Annotated in this window: 17 protein-coding genes and 1 tRNA gene; 10 read left to right on the forward strand and 8 right to left on the reverse strand. The window is 63.5% G+C overall.

The annotated features are described in order from the left end of the window. Window positions 1-91: 91 nt before the first annotated feature. On the reverse strand, window positions 92-2500 hold the full coding sequence (locus tag CXR25_RS16500) for a YhgE/Pip domain-containing protein (protein ID WP_101583030.1): 2409 nt from the start codon (window positions 2498-2500) through the stop codon (window positions 92-94). Beyond that, window positions 2497-5358 carry an MMPL family transporter gene (locus CXR25_RS16505; RefSeq protein WP_101583031.1) on the reverse strand — a complete coding sequence of 954 codons (2862 nt, stop codon included), beginning with the start codon at window positions 5356-5358 and terminating at the stop codon, window positions 2497-2499. Before CXR25_RS16505 ends, CXR25_RS16500 begins: the two co-directional genes overlap by 4 nt. 205 nt (window positions 5359-5563) lie before the next feature. On the opposite strand from CXR25_RS16505, the gene CXR25_RS16510 reads away from it, so the two are divergent. Both CXR25_RS16510 and CXR25_RS16515 read left to right on the forward strand, forming a co-directional pair. After that, window positions 5564-6211, forward strand: a complete 648-nt coding sequence (locus CXR25_RS16510; RefSeq protein WP_009882568.1) for a TetR/AcrR family transcriptional regulator — start codon at window positions 5564-5566, stop codon at window positions 6209-6211. Between the two features lie 89 nt (window positions 6212-6300). Beyond that, a complete protein-coding gene (locus CXR25_RS16515; protein ID WP_096146279.1) occupies window positions 6301-7323 on the forward strand; it encodes a hypothetical protein in 1023 nt (340 codons plus the stop codon). 37 nt (window positions 7324-7360) lie between these two features. Here CXR25_RS16515 and CXR25_RS16520 read toward each other — a convergent pair whose 3' ends face one another. Both CXR25_RS16520 and CXR25_RS16525 read right to left on the reverse strand, forming a co-directional pair. Beyond that, a complete protein-coding gene (locus CXR25_RS16520; RefSeq protein WP_101583034.1) occupies window positions 7361-8470 on the reverse strand; it encodes a C45 family autoproteolytic acyltransferase/hydrolase in 1110 nt (369 codons plus the stop codon). Window positions 8471-8504: 34 nt separating this feature from the next. Continuing rightward, window positions 8505-9587 (reverse strand): MBL fold metallo-hydrolase, encoded by a 1083-nt coding sequence (locus CXR25_RS16525; RefSeq protein WP_069600953.1) that lies wholly within the window; start codon window positions 9585-9587, stop codon window positions 8505-8507. 368 nt (window positions 9588-9955) lie between these two features. On the opposite strand from CXR25_RS16525, the gene CXR25_RS16530 reads away from it, so the two are divergent. Further along, the gene (locus CXR25_RS16530; RefSeq protein WP_101583035.1) at window positions 9956-11365 is read left to right on the forward strand and encodes an APC family permease; all 1410 of its coding nucleotides are present in this window, start codon (window positions 9956-9958) and stop codon (window positions 11363-11365) included. Window positions 11366-11431: 66 nt separating this feature from the next. Here the strand turns inward: CXR25_RS16530 and CXR25_RS16535 are convergent. Both CXR25_RS16535 and CXR25_RS16540 read right to left on the reverse strand, forming a co-directional pair. After that, window positions 11432-11516, reverse strand: a tRNA-Ser gene (locus CXR25_RS16535). A gap of 102 nt (window positions 11517-11618) precedes the next feature. Beyond that, window positions 11619-13874 (reverse strand): maltokinase N-terminal cap-like domain-containing protein, encoded by a 2256-nt coding sequence (locus tag CXR25_RS16540; protein WP_101583037.1) that lies wholly within the window; start codon window positions 13872-13874, stop codon window positions 11619-11621. Between the two features lie 214 nt (window positions 13875-14088). Between CXR25_RS16540 and ilvA the strand changes: the two genes are divergently transcribed. From ilvA to CXR25_RS16565, 5 genes are all read left to right on the forward strand, one after another. After that, entirely contained in the window at window positions 14089-15375 is a 1287-nt protein-coding gene (gene ilvA, locus CXR25_RS16545) for a threonine ammonia-lyase IlvA (RefSeq protein WP_101583039.1), read from the forward strand. Window positions 15376-15489: 114 nt separating this feature from the next. Next, a complete protein-coding gene (locus CXR25_RS16550) occupies window positions 15490-16518 on the forward strand; it encodes an NAD(P)H-quinone oxidoreductase (RefSeq protein ID WP_101583041.1) in 1029 nt (342 codons plus the stop codon). 61 nt (window positions 16519-16579) lie between these two features. Beyond that, window positions 16580-17104: a proteasome activator gene (locus CXR25_RS16555; protein ID WP_101583042.1), complete on the forward strand. Its 525-nt coding sequence runs from the start codon at window positions 16580-16582 to the stop codon at window positions 17102-17104. Beyond that, window positions 17101-17619: a hypothetical protein gene (locus CXR25_RS16560; RefSeq protein WP_096159837.1), complete on the forward strand. Its 519-nt coding sequence runs from the start codon at window positions 17101-17103 to the stop codon at window positions 17617-17619. The genes CXR25_RS16555 and CXR25_RS16560 overlap by 4 nt, the downstream gene beginning before the upstream one ends. After that, on the forward strand, window positions 17616-18452 hold the full coding sequence (locus CXR25_RS16565; RefSeq protein WP_241211301.1) for an HAD family hydrolase: 837 nt from the start codon (window positions 17616-17618) through the stop codon (window positions 18450-18452). The genes CXR25_RS16560 and CXR25_RS16565 overlap by 4 nt, the downstream gene beginning before the upstream one ends. Window positions 18453-18455: 3 nt before the next feature. Here the strand turns inward: CXR25_RS16565 and CXR25_RS16570 are convergent, their stop codons facing one another. Further along, window positions 18456-19304 carry an HAD family hydrolase gene (locus CXR25_RS16570; protein WP_101583044.1) on the reverse strand — a complete coding sequence of 283 codons (849 nt, stop codon included), beginning with the start codon at window positions 19302-19304 and terminating at the stop codon, window positions 18456-18458. Between the two features lie 28 nt (window positions 19305-19332). After that, a complete protein-coding gene (serS, locus tag CXR25_RS16575; protein ID WP_101583046.1) occupies window positions 19333-20613 on the reverse strand; it encodes a serine--tRNA ligase in 1281 nt (426 codons plus the stop codon). 119 nt (window positions 20614-20732) lie between these two features. On the opposite strand from serS, the gene CXR25_RS16580 reads away from it, so the two are divergent. Together CXR25_RS16580 and CXR25_RS16585 are read left to right on the forward strand one after the other, a co-directional pair. Further along, window positions 20733-21848, forward strand: a complete 1116-nt coding sequence (locus CXR25_RS16580; RefSeq protein WP_029416838.1) for a diacylglycerol/lipid kinase family protein — start codon at window positions 20733-20735, stop codon at window positions 21846-21848. A gap of 174 nt (window positions 21849-22022) precedes the next feature. Beyond that, complete coding sequence (locus CXR25_RS16585) at window positions 22023-24209, forward strand: hypothetical protein (protein ID WP_125240796.1); 2187 nt, start codon at window positions 22023-22025, stop codon at window positions 24207-24209. Window positions 24210-24363: the final 154 nt, after the last annotated feature.

Raw genomic sequence — 24363 nt, forward strand, 5'->3', positions numbered from 1 at the left:
CGATGGAGCTGTTTCCCTGAACAGCCCCACGCAGGCGGCACCCACGCGGGACACTCCCCACGCAGGCGGCACCCGCCAAGCGGGTCTCCCCTTAGGCGTCGGCCATTTCGAGGGCGGCTTCGGGCTTCGTGGTCCTGGCTCGCACGATCGCGAGGAGGGACATCACGACTCCGATGATCGCCCAGGCCAGCAGGCCGCCATAGGCAGCGGCCACGCCCGTGGTTCCGGCGGTGATCGCAGCGAAGCCGTTCATCGCCGGCGTCAGCGGCAGGATCGGGGCGAGGAAGTCGAAGAAGCCGGGCACCGCGCCGATCGTTCGGCCGGCTACAGCCAGGACCACGGCGATCACCGACAGGAACCTGCCCACGCCGCCGAACCACGCCACCAGTGCGAAGTTGAGCACCATGAACACCAGCGCGGAGACGAACGTCAACACCGCGATGTCGAAGCCTTGGACGGCGTCGATATCCAACACAGTCACCGCCAGGATCGACAGCACCAGGGCCTGCAGCAGTCCCACAATTACGCCAGGCACCAATCCGCGCAGCCAGACGGCCACCGAGGACTTCGTCGAGAGCAGAGTCGAGGCGGGGATCGGCTTGAGCACCGTGTAGGTGACGAGTCCGCCGACCCACAGGGCGAGCATGATGAGCAGCGCAAGAGTCGATCCCTGCAGCACATCGCCCGCGTCGGAGGAGTCCGGCGACTTGATGTTCTCCGAGGCGACTGTGGAGAGCTTGTCACGCTCCGGTGCCGAATAGGAGGGAACCTCGTCCGCGCCCTTCTTCACACCGTCGGCAAACTTGCCGACTCCTTGCGAATACTTGTCTGTGCCCTCGGACAGGGTGTCCAGTCCGGCCGCAAGGTCAGAGGTGCCGGTGGCAGCAGTGGAGACACCGGTCGTGTACTGGTCGAGTCCCGCGGAGAATTCGCCGAGTCCATCGGAGAGCTGTCCGGCACCGTCGTCGAGTTCGCTCGAACCATCGGCGACCTTGGCGATGCCGTCGCTGAGCTCCGGCATTCCGTCGGCAAGCTTCTGATTGCCTTCGGCGACACCGGAGGCACCATCGCGCAGGCCCTTCGAGGCCTCGAGCAGCTTCGGAGCATTCTTCGAGATGTCCTCCATGCCCTTGGTGAGTTCACCGAGGCCGTCTTCGAGTCCCTTGACGAACTTGCTCATGCCGTCGCTGAGTTCACCCGCACCGTCGGCGAGCTTGTCCGCTCCGCCGAGCAGCGACTCGCCGTCCTGCTTCTGCTCCAGACCGTCGACGGCGCTGTTCAGGCCACCCGAGGTGCCGTTGAGCAGCCCCTGAGCGTAGGCCTTCTCAATGCCGGCGCAGACCTCGTCCGGTGTGCCGGCAGGGCACATCTGAGCACGTGCCTGATCGGCCTCGTCCTGGGTCATCATGCCCGCCGACACCAGCGAATCGAGACCGGTCACGGTTCCGCTCTTGGCCAGCTGATCGGCCTGGTCGGCGCCTTCCTGGAGCCCGTCGCGGTACTGGCCGAGACCCGTTGACAGGCCTTCTGCACCCTCGGAGACTCCCTGGGCACCCTTGTCGAGGTCCTTGCCGCCCTTGAGGAGATCATCGAGACCGCCCTCGCCGGAGCCGGAGTCACCGGAACCGGCGAAGCCCTTGATGATCTGGTCGATGGACTTCGTGTACTCGTCGACTCCCCCGGAGAGCTCTCCGGCACCGTCAGCCAGCTTCTGCGTGCTGTCGGGCAGATCCGCCGTCGACTTCTTCATGTCCTGGAGACCGCCCGAAAGTTCAGAGGTGCCCTTCGACAGTTCACCAGCACCCTTGGACAGGTCTCCGGCGCCCTTGCTGAGTTCGGATCCAGAAGAGTCGAGCTTGTCCATACCGGCGGAGAGTTCACCGGCCCCGCTCGCGGATTTCTCCGTCCCCTTCGCCAGCTCTTCGCCACCCTCGTCGAGTTCACCGGCGGCGTCTCCGAGGTCCTTCATCTGATCACCCATGTCGTTGAAGCCGACATAGATGTTGTCGAGGTAGGTCTCGGTCATCTGCGTGTTGAAGGTTGTCCGTGCCACTCCGGCCACGGACTGCGCGATCTGGGTGTCGGCGGCCGGAGCGACTCCGGAGACGTCGACGTCGAGCTGCGTCTGAGTTGCCGACTTGGCATCGCTGACCGAGGTCACAGCCCGGGAGAAGCCCTCGGGGATCGTCAGAGTCGCTGCGTAGGTCCCATCGGACATGCCCTTCTCGGCATCGTCCTCATCGGTGATGACCCAATGGATGTTGTTGTCCTCTTCACCCACAAGCCCGCTGGTCAGCTGCCGGCCGATCGGCACGGTCTCACCATCCACCTCGGCGCCGTCGTCATTGTTGACGATCGCGGCCTCGATCGTATCGAGGCGATCGGTGCTGTTGTACGTGGCCAGAATGAATCCAGCGGCCACGATGATCGGGATGAGCACCAGACCGAAGAGGGACAGCCAGGTCACGGGCCGTTTCGAGTTCGCACGTTCGAGTCTCACGACTGCACGCCTTCCATTTCGCTGCGACCGGCCGCGTGAGCTTGCACGCCGCCGTTGTCATTGTCGGTTCCACGCTCAGCCTCCGGCTTGGCCTCATCGAGATCGAGGTGGAAGTAGTTCGTGTTCGGGGACAGGATCCCGGTGATGTCGCCGTCGGGCAGACCCAGCACGATTGCCGTGCCCTCGGCCTGCAGATCGAAGAGTAGATCGCGTACGTCCCGGCCGCTTTCTCCGGCCAGTGCACCTGCTTCGCTGATGATGAGCAGGTCCGGCGCCGAGGTGCGCAGCTGTGAGAGCTCGCGTGACCCTGGCATCGTCCCCGGCCCGTTCTTATCGAGGTCGAAGTACGGGACACGACGACGCACCCGTCCGGCATGTTCGGGCAGGACCATGTCTCCGATCTTCATCTCACCGGCGGTCAGTCCGACGCGACCGGAGAGAGCCAGCAGCAATGCCTTGCGTGCTTGGCCGCTGGCGACGAGGATCTGGCCCGGTGAGAGCGAGATGTCGACCTGGGCGAATCCGCGTCGACCCGAGCTGACGGCGATGCCGCGACCGTAGACCCGGTATTCGGAGTCCGGTTCCGGCCAATCTCGCAGAGCCACCTCGTGGGCCAGGCCCTCTCCTTCGACATCGAGGCGGGGCAGGATGCGGTCGAGCCACTTCGGCAGCCACCAGGCCTTGTCGCCGAGCATCTGCATGATTGCAGGCACCAAGGACATGCGCACCAGGAAGGCGTCGACGAAGATTCCCGAGGCCAGGGCAAGCGCGATGGACTTGATGATCGGCTCACCCGCGGGAACGAAGGCGGCGAAGACGGAGAACATGATGATCGCCGCGGCCGAGACCACTCGGGCCGACGAGGCGAAGCCGGCCTTGATCGCACCCCGGGCACTCGCACCGTGGACGTAGGCCTCGCGCATTCCGGAGACGAGGAACACCTCGTAGTCCATGGCCAACCCGAAGAGGATGCCCATGACGATGATCGGCAGGAAGCTGATCACCGGACCGGTCGAATCGATGCCCATCGCACCGGCGAAGAGTCCGTCGCGGAAGACGAGGACCACGGTGCCGAAGGAGGCGAAGACGGACAGGAGGAAACCGCCGGTGGCCTTGATCGGCACCCAGATCGAACGGAAGACCATCATGAGCAGGATGATCGAGAGGCCGACGACGAAGATGCCGAAGGGCACCAGCGCCTTGCCGAGCTGATCAGAGACATCGATCTGGATCGCCGTCGCACCGGTGACCGCGGTTTCGAAACCGTCCTCGTCCTCGATGTCGGCACTCAGATCACGGAGGCGGTCGACGGTGTCGAGAGTCGCCGGATCTTCGGAGCTCGTGGTCGGAATGATCTGGAACAGAGCTGTCGTCGCGTCCCGGTTCGGGGTGGCGAGGATGACCTGGTCGACGCCTTCGACGTCCTCGATCTCCTTCTCGATCTTCTCGACATCGCCGAGGGGGTCGTCGGAGGTCACGATCTCACTCGTCATGACCAGCGGTCCGTTGAAGCCGGGACCGAAGTGCTCGTCGATGAGGTCATAGCTCGTGCGGGCAGGCGTGCCCTCCTCCTGGCTGCCTGCAGTGGGCAGGGAGAGCTGGAGGTTGGAGGCAGGGATGGCGAACAATGCGAGTCCACCGACGATGATCACGACCGTCAGCAGCGGAATCTTCGTCACCACGTGCAGCCAACCGGCGAAGAACTTGTTCATGATCGTCTTCGGGTACGGTTCACCGGCCTCAGCCTCCGCCTCGGCGGCAATCTCAGACCGAGAGACGGAGTCGCCCGCCTTCTCCTGCGCGGTTGCGAACGCCCGACGGTAGCGCTTCGTCGGCTTGGGGGTGATCTTGTCCTTGACCAATCCCAGCAGCGCGGGAACCATCGTCAGGGAGATGAGCACGGCGACGACGACGGACCCGGAGGCGCCGATGCCCATGACGGTGAGGAACGGGATGCCGGCCAGGGACAGGCCGAGCAGCGCGATCATCACGGTCATGCCCGCGAAGACGACGGCCGATCCGGCGGTGGCGACGGCCCGTCCGGTGGCTTCGAGCGGGTCATGTCCCTCGGCCAGGAGTGCCCGGGCCCTGGAGACGATGAAGAGGGCATAGTCGATGCCGACCGCCAGGCCCAACATCAGCGCCAACATGATCGATGAAGAGTTGACTGCGCCGAAGGCCGTGGATCCCACGACCAGGAGAACGGAGATGCCGACGCCGATGAGTGCTGTGATCAGCGGCATGCCGGCAGCGCGGAAGGATCCGAGGGTGAGCAGCAGGACGATGAAGGCGATGACGACGCCGATGCCTTCGACCCAGGAGATCTCCACGCCGGTGATCTGGAAGAGCTGGCCTCCGCCTTCGACTTGGGAGCCCTCGGGCAGGGCGTCGCGGATCGGATCCAGTTCGTCGAGAAGCTGGTCGGGGGCCGCTTCGCCGACCTCCTGCTGGGTGCCGTCGTACTGGACGGAGATCATCGCAGCGGAGTCGTCCTCGCTGATCGCACCCTTGACCATCTTGTCGAACGGCGAGGTCACGGCGTCGACGTGAGGGAGGTCTTCGAGCCGATCGACTTCCTTCTCGATCTCATCCTTGTACGTGGAGTCATTGACCGAGTCGCCATCGGCGGCGACGACGATGACGGAGGCGCCCACACCTGAGGCTTCTGGGAAGGTCGTCTCCATCGAATCGAGTGCGACCTGAGCTTCGGACCCTGGGAGGGTGAAGTCGTTGTCGAAGTCCTTCGCGAAGGCCGCGACACCGGCGCCGACGAGCGCGAAGATCACAAACCACAGAGCGATGAATCGGATGGGAGCGCGGTAGGCACGACGACCCAGAGCGTACAGGAATGTTGACACGAAGACCTCGATACAAAAGTGTATTGGATACAGTATTGTATTGTTGTTGACTCAGTGCCCTCAGCGCAAATGCATCAGGAGTTTCGTGAAGATTCTCATCGGATGCCCAGGCCGACAGAGACCCGCACGGACCGACACAGCACAGCCTGTGCGACAGCACCACAGCCACACCAGCACCGCGACCACCCCGACGATGAAATGTTCGATGAATACAGACAATCTCAGCGCCCGCAGACGGCAGACCCGATCCACCTTGGTGGAGGCGGGCATGTCCGTCTTCGCCCACAAAGGCATCGATGGCGCCTCGATCGAGGAGATCTGCGAGGCCGCCGGGTTCACTCGCGGCGCGTTCTACTCGAACTTCTCCAGCCGCGACGATCTGGTTCTGGCCACGATCGAACAGCGCACCTCCCGCGACCTCGACATGCTCGACGCCGCCATCGAACGCTGGCGCGATCGCCTCAACTCCAGTCGACCCGAGAACATCGAAGGCTTCCTCACGGAGTTCATCGACGACACCTTCAGTCAGAAGAGGTCCACCGCCGCCGAGGTGATCGCTGAGCAGGAAATCCAGCTGTACTGTCTGCGCACACCTGAGCTCTACCCCAGGTACGCGGAACTGAGCTCGTTCCAGGTCCAGCGGATCCAATCGCTGATCGAGAACGCCATCGGCTTCGCGAAAGCCGCCTCGACAATTCCACTCAAGGACCTCATCGAGGCGCTCACCGCCATCCACACGCAGTCATCCCTGCGCGCAGCTGCGGGGAAGGATCTGCACGAGGTCGTCGAGATCGATTCCACGCAGATGGTGCGCATCCTCAACCGACTGCTCGACTTCTCGCAGAAGCCCTGAGCGTCCTGGCCTCCCGACAGCCCGGGCTCTCGGCCTACTGAACCTCTAGTCAGCCCCAGGACCGGCCGCTAGGCACTAAGGTGGTTGGCGTGAATGAACTACAGCGCGAATATTACGCCTTCATCAACAACATGGACGTCCGCCTCGGCGCGTTCGTCCTCGCCGACCTGCCCGAGACCTTCGACAAGGAAGACGGGGAGACGGTGAAGTTCCCCAAGGACTTCGGCCCCAAATCCCTGCCGATGCTCGAACTCTTCGTCCTCTCCCGCTTCCCCACTCCCGACGATGTGATCGACCCGGAGAACCGCCGATTCGTCGAAGGCCTCATCCGCTACCTCGGCGAGACCTATCTCCGTGCGATCGGCGGAGCCTGGGACCACGACGAAGAGACCGGAAACGGGATGCCGTTCATCCGTCCGGATACCGAGGAAGGGCCGCTGAAGGGTGAGCCCATCCCGATTCTGGCGATCATCCTCGCCGCGGTCGACGCCCGTACTGCCGAGGTCTTCACGGCAGTCCTGAGCAAGGCTCGCGAGAATCTCGGCGGTGACGGTGAGCCGAAGCGCAGCTGCACCGGTCTGGCGATGGGGATGCTCACGGCTGAGAACTCCAGCGAGGAAGAGGTCGAGTTCCTCACCCGCTTCATCGGCACCGTGGAACCGGGCATCGCCGCCTGGACCCAGGAACAGGCCGACCCGTCCTCGTGGGAGTTCGGGCGCGAGGCGCTGGTGCGCTTGGGCAAGCAGCTCAAGGCCCGCTACGACTCGCGTGACGAGATGATGACGGAAGAGGAGACCGAGTTCGTCGCCGGAGCGATGCGCTTCATCGGTGAGACGATTCGGCGCATCGGCTTCGGACAGTGGCGCTACGGTGCCGACCTCGAACCCGATGATCCCCGCAGCAGGCAGCCCTTTGTGCGTTTCCGCGTCGGCGACCAAAACCTCGACATGGTGCCCTGGCGCTTAGCCCAGACGGCGCTTGAGGATTCGAACTCGATCGCCTCGGGCCTCGACACCATCATCTCGATGCGCGAAGAGGAAGCCGCGAACGAAGCAGCCGCCGAGGGTGACGGCGCCAAGTCAGACGACGCTGAGCCAGACGGCACCAAGTAAGGCAGCGCCGAGACGGACAAGGCCTGAGGCTGACAGCTCAGAGCTGATAGCGACGGTTGCCCTGCATCCCGTCCGCCGGTGAACCCGGAGCCAGGTCTAACTGCTTGCGCTTCGGGTCGATCTGCACGGTGACCAGAGTCGCCGAGCGATCCCCATAGGTGGCACCTGGATCCGGAGTGCAGGACACCGGCGCCTCGCCCGGACCGGTGGTCAGAAGGTCGGTGAGGTCGGCCGTCGACTCGGGGCCGCCGGATGTTCCCACTTGCTTGGCGTAGTCCTCGAGTCGCTGCTCGAGGTGAGCGTGACGGGCACGGGAGGTCGAGGTCGCATTGAGCTCGAGGCTGCCGGGGATGAGCTCGGGGTGCAGGAAGTGATTCGTGTGCAGCAGGAATCCCGCACCGGCTCGACGCTCACGCTTCTCGGCGTTGGCGATCTCGACCTGGACCACCTCGTCGGCGGTGACGACCGTGATGATCGACGATGATGTGGTGGGTGCCGAGTGGATGATCTCGAGCGCCTCGGCAAGAGTGCTCGCCGTCGACAGGACCCGCTCGAGGATCATGTGGATGGGCACTCCCCCGGCCCCGTCGCCCTCATGCTTGAGAATGTTGAGCAGGACGCCGACGCCTGCCTCGTTGAGTCCGATCTTGCCTGGCATCCCGTATTCGGCGATGCCCACGTGGCGCAGCTGCCCGGGCACGGCACCCACATCGTTGATGTGCCACAGTGTCGAGAAGTCGGCGGCCCAATCCCAGTTCTGTGCGGCCAGCGAGCTTCCGGGGCGGGTGAAGCTCACGGTCGAGCACTCCGTCGCCGAGGCCGGCGCCAGGGTCATGATCTCTGTGCGGGCGATGACCTCCATGAGTTCCTCGACGGGGATCTCAGCTCCCTGCGCCACGGCTGCCACCTCCTCGGCGGCCTCCGGGGACCAGGCCTGGAGACGCGCGAGACTCGACGCGGCCGCGGCACGGACATCCGCCTCGGCGATGGACAGGAATTCGAAGTAGCGCCGGTAGCCGGCGATCGCGGACTCGATGCCCGTGCGCAGCTCACGCCCGCGCTGGGTGCCGCGCCGGAGGTGGTCGGAGGCTCGGACCATGAAGGTCTCGGGCCTGACCTCGGCTGCGGGAACGTATTCGGTGCTCATTGTCGATTCCTCTTCTCGCGCGGGCTCGTTCGTCTCACGACTGCGGGACGAGTGACCCCACTCCGACGTCGATGTCCAGGTAGTGCATGTGAGCGGCCGTTTCGGCCAGGGCGGCGAACAGGTTGAAGTTGTGCAGGGAGTCGAATCCGCGCGACCAGTGCAGGCCCTGGGCGATCGAGTAGACGCTGTGATCGTCGGTGGCGTCCATGCGTTCCGTGATCTCGTCCAGACGCTGCTGGTGATGCTCGACGAGTTCGCGTCGGCGATCGTGGAGACCCTGGAAGCGGAAGCCGTGTGCGGGCAGGACCGCCACCTCGGCGTCGAGCTTACCGATCTTGTCCAGGGAACCGAGATAGTCGCCGAGGCTGTGCGTGATCGCGCCGCTGTCGAGTCCGATGTTCGGGGTGATCGTCGGGAGCACATGGTCACCGGAGAACAGCAGCTGGCCCTCGTCGCGGACGAACACCGAATGCCCGTAGGTGTGGCCAGGGGTCCACAGCGCCCGCAGCGATCCGGACTCCAGCGGCAGTTCGGAGCCGTCCTCGAGGATGTTCACGGTGTCGGGCATATTGCTCATCAGCAGTGCGAAGTCATTCTTCGACCCGGCCTCGCCCTTGCCCTTCTTGCTGCCGACCTGGAGGCTTTCGACCTCGTCCCAGCGATCCTCGGGCACTCCGTAGGCGCGGGCGATGTTGATGCTCGGGTCGACTCCGGTGCCCAGGTCCACGCTCTTGGAGAAGAACTTCTTGATCGAGCGCAGGTCCTCGCCGTGCATGGCGACCCACATGTCGGGGTTCTTGTGCAGCAGTGCCGGAACCAGCCCGATGTGGTCGCGGTGGTAGTGGGTGATCGCGATCCCGTGGACGTTCGCGACAGTGAATCCCAGGGATCCCAGCGCCGAGGTGAGCGCCAGGTACTGGTCCTTGCCATCCCAACCGGGATCGATGAGGATCAGACCCGAACCGTCGGCGACGGCGTAGCAGTAGGTGTAGACGAGCGGGTTGTTCGGGATCGGGACGGGAATCGCCCAGACACCTTCGGCAACGTTCTCCACTTCGGGCAGGACTCTGTCCTTCCACGCCTTCGACTGTGCGGAGCTGAGTGATTCGATCGCCATTGTTCGACCTTGCCTTCTCTTCGTCGAGCATCATTGCCAATGCTGATCAACCTACTCTCTTTCCACAGTCACTGAAAAGTCGTTCGATAGGCGGGACAGGGAGGAGCGGTGGGGCAGCACCACCTCGGCGTCGGGATGGGCTTGAGGCCCTGTGTGAAGGGTCGCCCGGAAATCAGCAACCTGGGCTACTGGATTCGTTGCGAATGGCGCGATACAGGTGAAGTTATCGTTTCATTTCGTGAGAATGATTGCGTTTTCGGTTGCACACGGGATAGCATCTATGGCGCAGATCACTTCCATTCCTGTGCTCACACGGGTCCGGATCCGATCGCTGCACCATCTAGCAAGACTCATTGTGGAGGATTGATATGGCCGCGTCAGGCTCACTGAAACGCAACCTCGGGCTGTGGTCCATCGTCGGGCTCGGCCTTGGATATATGACGCCGACGGTGGTCTTCGACACGTTCGGAATCGTGTCGGATGAAACCAACGGGGCGGTACCGTCGGCCTATCTCATCGCACTCATCGTCATGGTGTTCACTGCATTCAGCTACGGCAGGATGGTCAAGGTCTTCCCCACAGCGGGTTCGGCCTATACGTACACGCGAGAGACCATGAGTCCCGGCCTCGGCTTCCTGGTCGGCTGGACCTCACTCATGGACTACCTGCTGCTGCCGATGGTCAACTGCCTCATCGCTCGGCTGTATATGGAGTCCCTGGTCCCCGACGCTCCGCCGTGGGTGTGGGTGGTCCTCTACACCGTGATCATGACCGCCATTGTTGCTGTCTCCATGCGCGGAACAGCCAACCTCAACGGTGTTCTCCTGGTCTTCGCCGTCACAATGGTGACGCTCTTCTGCATTGTCGCCGTCGTCAACCTGACCAACGGCGATGGATCCGGAATCGTCTTCAGCGCCGAACCCTTCATGCACGAGGGCGTGCACATGTCCGCGCTGCTGACCGGCGCCACCGTCGTCTGCTTCTCCTTCATCGGCTTCGACGCCGTGACGATGTACACCAACGAAGCCAAGCATGTGAACCTCATGCCCAAGGCGATTCTGCTGACAGTCCTCGCAGGCGGCGCCATCTTCCTCGTCGCCAGCTACTTCGCCCAGCAGCTCTTCCCCGACAATTCGCAGTTCAATGTCGTCGACGATCCGCTGCCGGAGATCGGACTCCTCACCGGCGGCCCTGTCTTCATGGGCTTCTTCCTGGCCGCTGCCTTTGCTGCCACGGTCGCCTCTGGCCTGGCCTCCCATGCCTCGGTCTCCCGCATGCTGCTGGTGATGGGACGCAACGGGGTGCTCCCGCGCAAGGCCTTCGGCTACATCCACCCGAAGGCGCACACCCCGATGTTCAACATCATCCTCGTCGGCGCGGTCTGCCTGCTGGCGATGTCGTTCAGCCTCGAGTTCATCTCCGCGCTGATCAACTTCGGGGCGCTTATCGCCTTCACCTTCGTCAACCTCACGGTCATCGCGCACTTCGCGTTCCGCACCAGGCAGGTCGTCGACGTCAAGTCAGCATTCAACTATGTGGTGCTGCCGGCCATCGGTGCGATTCTCACCGGCATTCTGTGGGTGAGCCTGCACGAGACCGCTCTCATCGGCGGAGTGGTGTGGCTGGCCATCGGCGTCATCTACCTGGCGGTGCTGACCCGCGGCTTCAAACGGACAGTCCGCAGCTTCGACGATCCTGAGGCCGATGCCGAGATGTCCGAGCCGGAGGCCAAACCAGAGGCCGAACCAGAGCCAGAGGCCAAACCAGAGTCTGTTTGAGGGTAGGGATGCGAAAAGCCCCCGCTCGCTATCGTTTTCACGATGCGAACGGGGGCCTTCACTTTGCGGAAGCGGTGGGATTCGAACCCACGGTACGTTGCCGCACAATGGTTTTCAAGACCATCTCCTTCGGCCGCTCGGACACGCTTCCAATGGTTCGCAATGAACCACGGCCTGCTCAGCGCGAGGCTGAGCCACAACAGTTTCTCATAAACCGATTGTCTTCTGCTAATCGATTCCCGCAGGACTGGAGTCAGTGCTTCCCCGTGCTGGTGTCCTGATCAGAAACTTCGGTGGGCAACTGCTCAGAATCATCGGTCGCCGACTTGTCGGAACCTTCAGGCTGTGGCTTCTCGTGCTTTCCCTCCTGCACGATGTGACGACCTGTCGAATCCGAATCTTCCGCGGCGGCACCGCGGGCAGCGAAGGTCGCGGGCACGGGTGAGACGACGAATTCGTCTTCTTCGTCCTCGAACTCCTCTTCGGCCGAGTCAGCCAGTTCAGCGGGGCTCTGACGGCGAATCTTGCTCTGTCTGGAAGCACCGACCGACGGTGCTGCCGGCTCCTGCTCGATGGTAGGGCGCGACTGAGGCTCGGCGGGCTCTGCGTCGTCCGAGGTCTCCGGCTCTACCGCGTCGTCCACCACCGAGGTGGTGTCGGCATCCGAGGTGGTGTCGGCGTCGGTCAGAGCGTCGTCGGCTTCGACCACTACAGCAGGCTTCTCTGCTTTCTTCTTGTCAGAATCCACAGCCTCAACCTCGGATGAAGAGTCGGAGTCGGGCTCAGCCGAATCATCGGCCTCAGCCGAGACGTCGGAAGCGACGTCGGCGGCAGCCGCAGGGGCCTGCGCAGGGACAGCTGGCGAAACAGGCTCGGATGGCGAATCAGCCTCGGCGGGGGCATCACCGGAACGAGCCGGTTTGCCTTTGAGGACGAGACTTAGGGTCGACAGCGGAACCGAGAGCCAGTTGGGCCGGTTGCGCAGCTCGGTGACGACCTCCACAAGGAGCCTGTCGATGAGGGCCGCGCGCAGCACGGGATCGCCGAGGCCCAGGCTCTCGCCCCGGGCACGGGAGTATCCGCTCAGCAGCGAGTTCTGCACCTGCGATGCCCACAGGAACTCCGGAGAGTCGTAGATGGTCCGCAGCGCGGAGGCGTCATTGCCGAAGCCGTTGACGACGAGCCCGCCGTCTTCGGATTCGAGCTCGCCGGTCCGCTGCAGGCGAGCGAAACCAGCGGCATAGTCAATACTGCGCAGCAGGGCTACGAGGTCCAGTGCCACCGGCTTGGGATCCGAGTTCGTCGAGTCCGTGAACTTCACGACCGAATAGCCGTCGGTGCCGGAACTCACCACGTGATCGAGCGTCAGCTCACCGTGGATCTTCTGCAGCACACCGATCGTCTCGAGTGACTGCAGCTTCGCGCGGTGGGCACGCAGCTCGGGCACCAGAGAGTCCAGGGCCAGCGGGGCACGGCCCAACGCCCAGTCGATGCGTTCGATCCACTTCTTGGCCAGCTGCTTCGTCGGTTCTCCACGGCCTTCGACGATGCCGAATTCGGCAGCCATGTCCGAGTGGAGTTCGCCGATGCGGCGACCCATCTCCGCGGCCTGAGCGTTGTAGGCACCGATCGAACCGGAGTCAACGGCGCACACGATGTCGACAGCCTCGCGCCAAGCGGGTTCGGCGTCGACGTCGACATGGGACAGCAGCGCCATCGGAGCTTCCATCTCGGTGACTTCGAACATGTCGTACCACCGGCCCGAGCCCCAGCCGATGACCTCGGGAACGCTGCGGGAGCCAGCCTCGGTGAGCAGGACTGGAATCGTCAGCGATGACGGCATCCCGTTCTCCAGCACGCGGAAGAAGCTGAGCTCCATCGGCTCGTACTCGTCGTGGATGATGACCGTTGACTTGGAGGCACCGGCGTCGGCGACCTCGATGGGTCGGATGTCGACGGGCAGCTCTTCACGGGTATCGGCGACCAGGGCAGCCTTCGATGGCTTCGGTGGAACCACCTCGGCGGGGGAACCGCTATGGGCAGTCGATGGCGACTGGGAGGGCAGGGTGTCCCGTGTTTCTGCCTTCTCCTGGCTGTGCCGCAGGGATTCGGTGCTCAGCTGGCCGCCGTCGAAGACCTTGCGCTTGGTGATCGCGTCGGCCATGAGGTTGACGAAGACGGGGTCTGCCGCGCCGTCGTAGACGTAGACGTGGCCCAGGGCCAGGTCGTCGATCTGACCGATCAGCGACTTGCGCAGGTGCATGTCTTCGACTCCGCGCAGTGAGAGCGGAATGTTGAGCCGGCGCAGGGTCGGTCCGTCACCGACAGAGATCACGGTCACGAGGCCGGCGAAACCGCCGAGCTCCTCGGCCTTGTATACGAAGGCGCGAGCCACCGACATCGGGGTGATATCGGGGTCGGTTCCGAAGTCTGCGGCGAGCTTGGGAAACCACGACTGCCGAGGTATCCAGCCGGCTAACAGTTGCTCCAGCTCACTGCTGATGGCCATGTCGCCTCCTTGAAGGAATTACGGGCATCTCCATCCAATCATGTTACGACCTTCGCGCTGTTCAGGGCGCACCAGAAATCATCAACTCAGCGCCACTTTCCTTCCCTTCAGCGCACCAGCAGACCACTGTCCCCGTACCGGTCAGCGGCCTGCCAAGTGTCCTTATCTCGGAACGACTTGCACAAGCGCAAGACAGAAGGAGCACAATGGAGTCGTGTTGAAAACAGACGAATCACCCCAGCAGCAAACACTCGCGAACGAGGTCGAAGCGGCCGCGACGCGAATTGCCGACTCCGTGATTAAGTCTCCCCTGCAGATTTCGGAGCGGCTCTCCGCCGCCACCGGTTCCACCGTCTACCTCAAGCGCGAGGATCTGCAGATGGTGCGCTCCTACAAGATCCGGGGCGCCTTCAACTTCATGCTCCAGCTTGATGAGACCGAGCGCGCCCGCGGCGTCGTGTGCGCCTCGGCGGGCAACCACGCCCAGGGCTTCGCCCGCGCGTGCAAGGAACTGGGCATCCAGGGCACCATCTTCGTTCCCAAGACCACGCCGAGGCAGAAAATCGAACGCGTACGCCACTTCGGCGGCGACCGGGTGACCATCGAAATCTCCGGCTCCACCTATGACGATGCATCGGCACTGGCCCACCGGTACGCCGAACGCAATGACGCCCTCCTCGTCTCCGCCTTCGATGACTTGCGCACCATCGCCGGCCAGGGAACAGTGGCTGTGGAGATCGCCGACCAGCTCCAAGCCGCCCCCGATTACATCATCGTGCCCGTCGGCGGCGGCGGAGTGATCTCCGGCATCGCCGCCTACGCGGCCGAGCACCTTCCCGACACCACCGTCATCGGCGCCGAACCCGCAGGTGCTGCCTCGATGATCGCGGCCCTCAAGGCCGGACGACCGGTGTCCCTGGAGAACATCGACCCCTTCGCCGACGGCACCGCGGTCAAACGCGCCGGCGCCCTGACCTACGACATCGTCTCCGAACTCAACGTCGATGTCCGCCCCGTGCCTGAGGGCTCCGTCGCCACGGAGATGCTCGACATGTACCAGGTCGACGGCATCATCGCCGAGCCTTCCGGTGCCATCGCCTCGGCGGCCATCGGGGCACCCGGGACTGCCAAGCCGATCACCATCGAACCGGGATCGACTGTCGTGTGTCTGGTCTCCGGCGGCAACAACGACATCTCCCGCTACCCCGAGATCCTCGAACGCTCACTTGTCCACGAGGGCCTCAAGCACTACTTCATCGTCGACTTCCCACAGGAGCCCGGCGCTCTGCGGCGCTTCCTCAACGAGATCCTCGGCCCCGAGGACGACATCGCGATGTTCGAGTACGTCAAACGCTCCGACCGCGAGACCGGCCCTGCTTTCGTCGGCATCGAACTCGGCAATGCCGAGGACCTGCCGAACCTGCTCGAACGCATGGACGCCTCACAGATCGAGATCGAACGCGTGCACCAGAACTCGCCGATGTTCCGTCTCTTCGCTTGAGGTTCTTCGACTGAGAGCCTCGGGACTCAGTGCCTGAGGGCCTCGGGACTCAGCGCTGTCTCGCAGCACAGAGCGGCCCGGGCCGATCGTCGGGCAAACCACTAGAGTGGAATCATGCGAGCAATCACGATTTCTGAACCAGGCGGCCCCGACGTTCTCCAGATCACCGAGGAGCCGACGCCGGACATCGCAGCCGACGAAGTCCTCGTCACCGTCCACGCTGCCGGCGTCAACCGCGCCGATCTGCTGCAGCGTCAGGGATTCTACGATCCACCGGCCGGTGCCACTCTGATCCCGGGCCTCGAGGTCTCCGGAACGATCGCTGAGCTCGGTTCCGAGGTCACCGGTTGGAAGGTCGGCGACCGAGTCGCCGCCCTCCTCTCCGGCGGAGGCTACGCCGAGTCGGTTCCCGTCCCCGCAGGTCAGCTGCTTCCAGTCCCTGACAGTCTCGACCTCACCGAGGCTGCGGGCCTGCCCGAGGTTCTGTCGACCGTGCATTCCAACATCGTCGGCAACGCGAACATCCAGGCCGGGGAATGGCTGCTCGTCCACGGCGGCGGATCGGGAATCGGCACGGCCGCGATCCAGATCGCCAAGCACCTCGGCGTGAAGATCGTCGTCACCGTCGGATCCGAGCGCAAAGCCGAATTCTGCCGCAACCTCGGTGCCGATGCCGTCATCAACTACCGCGAAGAGGACTTCGTCGAACGCGTCCACGAGATCTGCGTGCGCCCCGACGGCTCCACCGGCGCCGACGTCATCCTCGACATCATCGGTGCGAAGTACCTGAAGTCCAACGTCAAGGCCCTGGGCACCGACGGACGCCTCGTCATCATCGGCATGCAGGGCGGGGCGAAGGCCGAGCTGAGCATCGCCTCCCTCATGCAGCCGCGCAAATCGGTGGCGGGAACGACGCTGCGAGCACGTCCCAAGGAACAGAAGATCGAGATCGTCGCCGAGGTGGCCGCAGAGTTGTGGCCGGCCGTGATCTCCGGTGACATCCGTCCGATCATCCATGAGACGATGCCGCTGTCCGAGGCTCCCAAGGCCCACACCGCGCTGGAAGAGGGCACGAGCATCGGGAAGGTGCTGCTCATCGCCGACGAGTCAGCACAGAACGCGAAGTCGGCACAGAGCGTCTGAGGTTCGTTGAGGCTGGGGCCCAGTTCGCCTGAGCCCCCGCGCAGGAAGAAGGTATCCGATCATGATCAACAGTCCTGATCAGTCCGAGAGTGCATCCGAGCAGCAAGGCGACTCCGTGGCACAGTCTTCGTCCCAGGCCGATGTGTCCTCCCCTGCGAAGGTGATGCGGATCGGGACTATGGTCAAGCAGCTCCTCGAAGAGGTCCGCAGCACCGATCTGGATGAGAAGGGCCGCGAACGCCTGGCCAAGATCCACCGCCGGTCGATCGACGAGCTCGAAGATGGGCTCTCCAAGGACCTCATCGACGAACTCGAACGCCTTGACCTGCCCTTCGACACGAGTGACGGACCTCCGACCAACTCCGAACTGCGCATCGCCCAGGCCCAGCTCGTCGGCTGGCTGGAGGGACTCTTCCACGGCATCCAGACCGCGATCATGGCGCAGCAGGCCATGGCACAACAGGGAATCGCGGGCCATGGCCAACTGCCACCGGGAGTGGTGCCCCCCGGCGCGGCTCCCGGCGCAGCCGAGAACGAGCAGAAGCACGACGATTCCGACGTTCCTCGCCCAGGCAACTACCTGTGAAGAACATCTTCTCCCGTCGGGAAAAGTCGGCCGGTTCCTCATCGCGCAAGGGCCCTGACCAACAGTTCGGCACCGGACTCTGGCGGCACAACCGCGACAGGTTCATCCGCGCCGTCGACCGCTACTACACCACCTCCGTGGCCATCCACAAGCTGCCCAGCGACGGTCAGGGCACCTCCGCCGACGCGAACACGATCGTCGATGGGACGCAGCGCCTCAACGATCTGGTGCCCGTCGTCGACGAGGTCACCGCGTGGCTGCACGCCCACCATCCGGTCACCGGTCAGGTCGTTCCCAGCCACACCCGCAACGCTGTCGGCGACACCCCCGAACTGCTGACCAAGGCCTCATCGAAGGTCGCCGAGGCGGTGCTGGCGGCCTCGATGGCCCGCACAGAGATCATCGCCGGCAGACCAATCGAACCGAGTGCCAAGGCGACCGAACGTTTCATCTCCGATGCCGCACAGCTGCTCGAACGTGCCCAGGCCGCCATCGACGAAGGCCACGAAGCATGACGAAGGCAACGATGACACCGCCGGAGGGCTTCGACGTGGGCCTCGTGGCCAGCGATATCGACGGCACGCTCCTGCTCGATTGGAAACCCATCTCCAACGCGACGATCGATGCGATCCATCGTTGCCAGGACATGGGCATCCCCTTCGTCCTCGTCACCGGCCGGCCGATCAGATGGCTGGAAGCGATCGCGGAACAGATCCCCGACCTCGGCCGCGTCATCTGCCTCAATGGGGCAGTTGTCTATGACATCGCCTCGGCGAGTGTGGTCTCGGCTCACACCATCGAGTTCACCGAGGTGGAGAAGATCATCGCCGCGATCACAGCCTCCCACCCGGAGGCGCACTTCGCGTTCGAAACACTGACCGGCGGCCTCGTCGACAAGAACTTCATCTCACGCAATCCGCGCCAGGCCCATGTCATGGAGGACCTGTCGGAGCTGGCCACACGGGACGTCGTGAAGATCCTCGTCAGCATCGGCTCCGACGATTCGCAAGCCCTCCACGATCTGCTCGACCCACTTGTCGCCGCCAACTGCCATGCCTCGTTCTCCGACCCGGTCAACGGACTCGTCGAACTCGCGCCGGCTGGGGTGACGAAGGCCAAGACGCTCGAAGAACTGTGCAAGCACCTCGGCGTGGCACGCGAGCAGGTGATGTCGTTCGGGGACATGCCCAACGACATCGAGATGCTGACCTGGGCCGGCCACGGTGTGGCCATGGGCAATGCACTGCAGTCGGTCAAGGACTGCGCGGCCACCGTCACCGACTCAGTCGATGAGGACGGCGTCGCCCGCTACCTGAACGCAGTGCTCGACGCCCGCACCTCGCGCTGAGCGTCAGCCGTGGGTGGCGCGGGAACCGGTGAATGAGAGCACCTTGGCGTCGAGGTCGAAGTAGTCAACGAGGGCAACGGCCAGGCCGTCGTCGTCGACAGACTTCGTCACGACTGAGGCATGTTGCTTGAGCACGTCCTTCGACTGGCCCATGACGATCCCGTGGTGGACCCATTCGATCATTTCGATGTCATTGAGTCCGTCACCGGCGCCGATGGTCAGCTCATGGTCGATTCCAAGTTCAGATTCGACGAGTTCGAGGCCGCTGGCCTTCGAGACACCGTCGGGGGCGATGTCGAGCCAGTTGCTCCAGCCCACCGAATAGCTGACTTCGTGGAGTCCGAGACGGTCAACCGCCTCGGCGAACTCCTCTGCAGTGCCGTTCACCTCACGCATCACGATGCGAGTGGCCCGCTTCTCCAGGAGCTGGTCGAAGTCGACGATGTCGAGCGTGTCCGATTCCGCGAGCTCACCCATGGGGAACGGTCCCGAGGCCCAACGGTGCAGGTCTGGGTCCTCGACGAGGAACAGTGCGCTGGGCAGTGCCTCGTGCATCTTCTCCAGTGCGTCCCTGGGATCGAAGGAGACCACGTGGTGCATCTCCCACCCCAGCGGAGCGGCCGGGTCGAGTTTGACGACGACGGATCCGTTCGAGCAGACGACGAATCCTTCCTTGAGGCCGAGTGCGTGCACGACCTCAAGTGCTCCGGGCAGCGCCCGTCCAGTGGAGATGACGAGATGGTGACCGGCGTCGACAAGCTGGGTCAGCACCTGGCGGACGGGTTCGGACAGGGAGCCGTCGTAGTTGACGACGGTGCCGTCGATGTCGAGCGCGATGAGGTGTTCGGGCAATTTCTCTCCAAGCGTGAGGATCGTGGCTTCAGTAACGCGGGCCCTCTGGTCCCTGTGCGGTCATGCCGCCGAGGTAGGGGCGCAGTGCCGCGGGAACCGTGACCGAGCCGTCGGCCTGCTGGTGGTTTTCCAGGATCGGGACGAGCCAGCGGGTGTTGGCCATGGTTCCGTTGAGTGTGGCGACGGGGCGGGTGGCTCCGTCATAGCGTTCGCGGACCTGCAGGCGACGTGCCTGGAAGGTCGTGCAGTTCGAGGTCGAAGTCAGTTCCCTGTAGGTGCCCTGAGTCGGTACCCAAGCTTCGCAGTCGAACTTGCGTGCCGCGGAGTCGCCGAGGTCACCGGCTGCCGTGTCGATGACGCGGTAGGGCAGTTCGCACAGGCCCAGCATCTTCTCCTGCAGAGAGAGCATGCGCTCGTGTTCAGCCTCGGCGTTCTCGATCTCGACGTAGGCGAACATCTCGACCTTCTGGAACTGGTGGACGCGAATGATTCCGCGGGTGTCTTTGCCGTAGGAACCGGCTTCGCGGCGGTAGCAGGAGGAGATTCCGGCGTAGCGCAGCGGACCGTCGCTCAGGTCGATGATCTCGTCCATGTGGAGTCCGGCCAGGGGCACTTCGGAGGTGCCGACGAGGAACAGGTCATCGGCTTCGAGTCGGTAGACCTCGTCGGCGTGCTCGCCGAGGAAGCCGGTGCCGCGCATAACCTCGGGCTTGACCAGCGTGGGTGTGATGGTCGGGATGAAACCGGCCTCTTCGGCCACATCGCGGGCCAGGTTGAGCAGGGCCATCTCCAGCTTGGCGCCGAATCCGGTGAGGTAGTGGAAGCGCGAACCTGCGACCTTGGTGCCGCGGGCGGTATCGATGGCCTTGAGCGTCTCACCGATCTCGAGGTGGTCGGCAGGCTCGAAGCCGTCGCTGCTGAAGTCGCGGGGCTCGCCCACGGTCTTCAGGGTCACGAAGTTCTCCTCGCCGCCGGAGGGGATTCCCTCGACGATGAGGTTCGGGAGCTTGGACGCGAGCTTGTCGAACGCGAAGGTGGCTTCCTCTGACTCGGCCTGCAGCGCCTTGACCTTGGCCGACTTCTCTTTGCCTGCGGCGATGAGGGCAGGCTTCTCGTCCTTGGGTGCCTTCGCAATCTGGGAGGAGAAGGACTTCTGATCTGCGCGTGCGTCCTCGAACGCGGTGATGGCAGAACGGCGTGCGGAGTCCGCAGCCAGGACTTCGTCGACGAGGTCGACGGACGAGCCGCGGGCCTCCTGCGATGCCTTGAACAGGTCCGGGTTTTCTCTGAGGAGCACTAGATCGATCACCCTCTCAGCTTAACGGTATGGGAGTCTTTTCGATATTCGGCGGGCTCGTAGGAGGGTCAGCGGCGCGCCAGAGGTGGGTGAGCAACTCCCACCCGAGTTGGGCACTGTAAATTTGGGGCATGACCATTGCTTTAGACCCCATGATGACGTGGTTCGTCGTCGCCGGCATCATCGTTGTGCTGATCGTCGCGTTCTTCGTCGGCCACCGCATCGGGACGCGTCGTGCGCTGAGCCGAGTTCGACAGTATGCCCGCGGCACTGACTCTGAGTCGACTGAGATCGAGCTCTCCAGTCGCTACCGGGCCGCCCTCGTCGTCAACCCCACCAAGGCCGATGTCAGCAGACTATCCTCGACCGCCGAGGCGATCTGCCGTTTCGAAGGCTGGAACCCGCCGTTGGTCATCGAGACCACACCAGAGGATTCCGGTGAGGGAGCCACTTCCCGCGCACTCGATGAGGGGGTCGACGTCGTCATCGCCGCCGGCGGTGATGGCACGGTCCGCGCAGTCGCCTCGGCGCTGGCCGGGTCAGAGACACCGATGGGGATCGTCCCACTGGGAACGGGGAATCTGCTGTCGCGAAACCTCGACATCGTCCTCGACAAGACCGAGTGGGCGCTGCGCATCGCACTGTGGGGCCGCAACCGGAAGATCGACGTCGGAACCGCGAAGACCGCCGAGGATGGGGACACTCACGTGTTCACCGTGATGACGGGACTCGGGTTCGATGCGGCCGTCATGGCCGACACCAATTCCGACCTCAAGTCCCGCCTGGGCTGGTTGGCCTATGTCGAAGCCGGGTCCCGGAAGCTCGTCGGTCGACCCAGCCAGGTGAAGGTGACCTTCGACGACGACTATCGGGTCTCGGCCCGCGTGCGTTCGGTCCTCGGCGGCAACTGCGGAAAGTTGCAGGGCGGCATTCAGCTGCTGCCCCAGGCTGTCATCGATGACGGGATGCTCGACGTCCTCATCGTCAGCCCGAAGAACCTGGGCCAGTGGGTCGGCGTCCTGGCCTCCGTGCTGGGCCGGAAGACCTCGAAGGGTCTGCACACGGACATTCGCAAGTGCCAGAAGGTCGTCATCGAATCCGGCGAGGAACTCGATGTGCAGCTGGACGGAGATCCGATCGGCCAGTCAGGATATCTGGCGATGGAGGTCATGCCCGCAGCGCTGACCGTTCGTGTGCCGACGGTCGAGCAGCGCAAGCAGATCCGAGCCGAGGCCTGGCCCATCTGAGGGCAAAGGCCCGGTAGTTACCGAATAGTTACATCACGGGAGTGTTTCACTGCGCACCCTTTGTTCACCAAAGTGTTACTGCAAATACCACTGAACAAAACTTACGCAAATAGTTTAGAGAATCCTTCGAACCTAGTATGAGTTTCAGATGTGCACCCCCTCACACTCTCTAGATTGAAGGCACTGACAATGAAGAAGCTCATTCTCGCGCCGGCCGTGGCCCTCGCGTTCACAGGTCTGGTGGCCGCCCCAGTCGCCGCCGCCGAGACCCCCTCCACCCATTCCGCGTCTGCCAAGGCTGAAGCAAAGGCCGAGCAGGACAAGAAGGACAAAGAAGCGGCCGACAAGCTCGCCAAGGAAGAGGCCGCGCAGAAGAAGGCCGACGAGGAAAAGGCCGCTGCTGAGAAGGAAGCCAAAGAGAAGGCTGAGCAGGAGAAGAAGGACGCAGCCGAGAAGAAGGCTGCTGACAAGAAGGCCGCAGCCAAGAAAGCAGCCGACGATAAGAAGAAGGCTGACGACAAGGCAGACAAGAAGTCCGGCGATGATGCCAAGGACGCGAAGAAGCCTGCGCCGAAGGATGACGAGCCGAAGAAGGACGACTCCGACGACAAGGACGATGTCGAGGAGATCAACGCTCAGCTGAAGGTCGCCGCCTCGTCGGTTTCGGCCGAAGATCTCGCCACCAAGGGAGTCAAGGTCACGGTCACCGGACTGGAGAAGGGTGACAAGCTCTCAACCTCCGGCCTGAGCGCACCGGCCACGACGGCCTCCGGCTCGACCGCAACTCTCAACGTCAAGTACAACGGCGATGCAGAAGACCTCACCGAAGGCTCGAAGGCCCTCACCGTCAAGGTCCAGCGCGAAGGCGTCTCGGCCGAGAGCCTGCAGACTCAGGTTAAGGTCACTAAGGCCGACGTTGACCCCAAGGTCTCGCTCACTGTCGATCCCGAGGAGATCACCGCCGAGGATCTCGCGAACAAGGACAAGGGCGTCACCGTCACCGTCTCTGGCGTGAAAGAGGGCGACAAGATCAAAGACTCCCTGACCGGAGATACCGAAACCGCCGAAAAAGACGGCGACTACAAGCTACACCTTTACTACCAGGGTGCAGCTGAAGATCTCGCCGAGGGTAAGAAGTCGTTCACAGTCACCATCGATCGCGAAGGCGAAGATTCGGTCACCCTCGAAGGAGAGATCAACGTCGTCGACGAGGTCTCCGACGTTGACCCGAAGGTCTCGCTCTCAACCAATGAGATCTCGGTCGAGGACTTCAAGAAGGATGGACTCAAGTTCACCGGTGAGGGCTTCAGCCCCAACGGCACCGTCAGTGTCCAGGGCGAAGCCGTTTCGGCACAGAGTGCCGCACCACAGGCTGACAAGGCCACTGCCGACGAGGATGGCAATGTCAGCGGAGTTGTGACCGCGCCTGAATCGATCGAAGCTGGCAAGTACTCGCTCACCTTCATCGACGATGAGACCGGTAAAAAGAGCGCCCCGGTCGAAGTCACCGTCACCGAGGACGACGCCGTTGAGGCGATCGATGCATCGCTCAAGGTTGACCCCAAGGAGATCACCGCAGCGGATCTCGCCAACAAGGACAAGGGCGTCACCGTCACCGTCACCGGCGTGAAAAAGGGTGACAAGATCACCGACTCGCTGACCGGAGACACCGAGACAGCCGAGGCCGACGGCGACTACAAACTCCACCTCTACTACCAGGGCAACCCCGACAGCCTCGAAGAAGGCAAGGTTCCGTTCACGGTCACCATCGACCGCGAAGGCACCGAGTCGGAGACACTCAATGGCAACATCACCGTCGTCGCCGAAGACAAAGAAGACGGCGACGACGGCGACGGAGGAGATACCCCCGAAGCGCCAGCAGAAGCATCGTTCACGGTCTCGCCGAAGACGCTCGAAGCAGCGGACTTCGCCAACGACAAGAAGGGCGTCACCCTGGCCGTCGAGGACTGCGAACCCGGCGCGGATGTGCACTTCGAAGTCACCCCTAAGGGCATCCAGGTCACCGCGTACGAGAACACGGTCCAGGCCGACGACGAGGGCAAGGCTTCGGTCAATGTCTTCGGCACCTCTGACAACGTTTCAGCTTATGTCGGCGACTACACCGCCAGCGCAACCTGCGGCGATGACTCGATGAAGGAATCATTCACAGTCACCGCCGGCGCAGATGGCGGCGGAAGCGACGGCGGCGACAACGGCGGCAACGATGGCAGCCAGCTGCCACGCACCGGTGCAGACCTTGGTGGTCTTGCCTCGGGAGCGATGCTCCTCCTCGTCGGTGGAGCCGCAATCGCCATGACCGGTCGTCGCAAGAAGGTCGGACAGTCACCTACCGACTTCTGATGAACACTGCAGATGATCAACTCAAATAGGTGAGCATCTGAGCCTGCAACTGGGTGCGGCCCCGGCTTCGGTCGGGGCCGCACCCATGTCCAACACGCCCATTGCTCTAACTGGTCAACGACGCCTGTGACTGATCTGTACGACAACTGTGAAC

It is taken from the genome of Brevibacterium aurantiacum (assembly GCF_003932995.1).
GTDB classification, from domain to species: domain Bacteria; phylum Actinomycetota; class Actinomycetes; order Actinomycetales; family Brevibacteriaceae; genus Brevibacterium; species Brevibacterium aurantiacum.

What these genes read in the sequence shown, in the direction of transcription:
- CXR25_RS16510 (WP_009882568.1), top strand. Translation starts at nt 5,564, where the DNA reads ATGAATACAGACAATCTCAGCGCCCGCAGACGGCAGACCCGATCCACC.
- CXR25_RS16520 (WP_101583034.1), bottom strand. Translation starts at nt 8,470, where the DNA reads ATGAGCACCGAATACGTTCCCGCAGCCGAGGTCAGGCCCGAGACCTTC.
- CXR25_RS16525 (WP_069600953.1), bottom strand. Translation starts at nt 9,587, where the DNA reads ATGGCGATCGAATCACTCAGCTCCGCACAGTCGAAGGCGTGGAAGGAC.
- CXR25_RS16530 (WP_101583035.1), top strand. Translation starts at nt 9,956, where the DNA reads ATGGCCGCGTCAGGCTCACTGAAACGCAACCTCGGGCTGTGGTCCATC.
- CXR25_RS16540 (WP_101583037.1), bottom strand. Translation starts at nt 13,874, where the DNA reads ATGGCCATCAGCAGTGAGCTGGAGCAACTGTTAGCCGGCTGGATACCT.
- CXR25_RS16550 (WP_101583041.1), top strand. Translation starts at nt 15,490, where the DNA reads ATGCGAGCAATCACGATTTCTGAACCAGGCGGCCCCGACGTTCTCCAG.
- CXR25_RS16555 (WP_101583042.1), top strand. Translation starts at nt 16,580, where the DNA reads ATGATCAACAGTCCTGATCAGTCCGAGAGTGCATCCGAGCAGCAAGGC.
- CXR25_RS16565 (WP_241211301.1), top strand. Translation starts at nt 17,616, where the DNA reads ATGACGAAGGCAACGATGACACCGCCGGAGGGCTTCGACGTGGGCCTC.
- CXR25_RS16580 (WP_029416838.1), top strand. Translation starts at nt 20,733, where the DNA reads ATGACCATTGCTTTAGACCCCATGATGACGTGGTTCGTCGTCGCCGGC.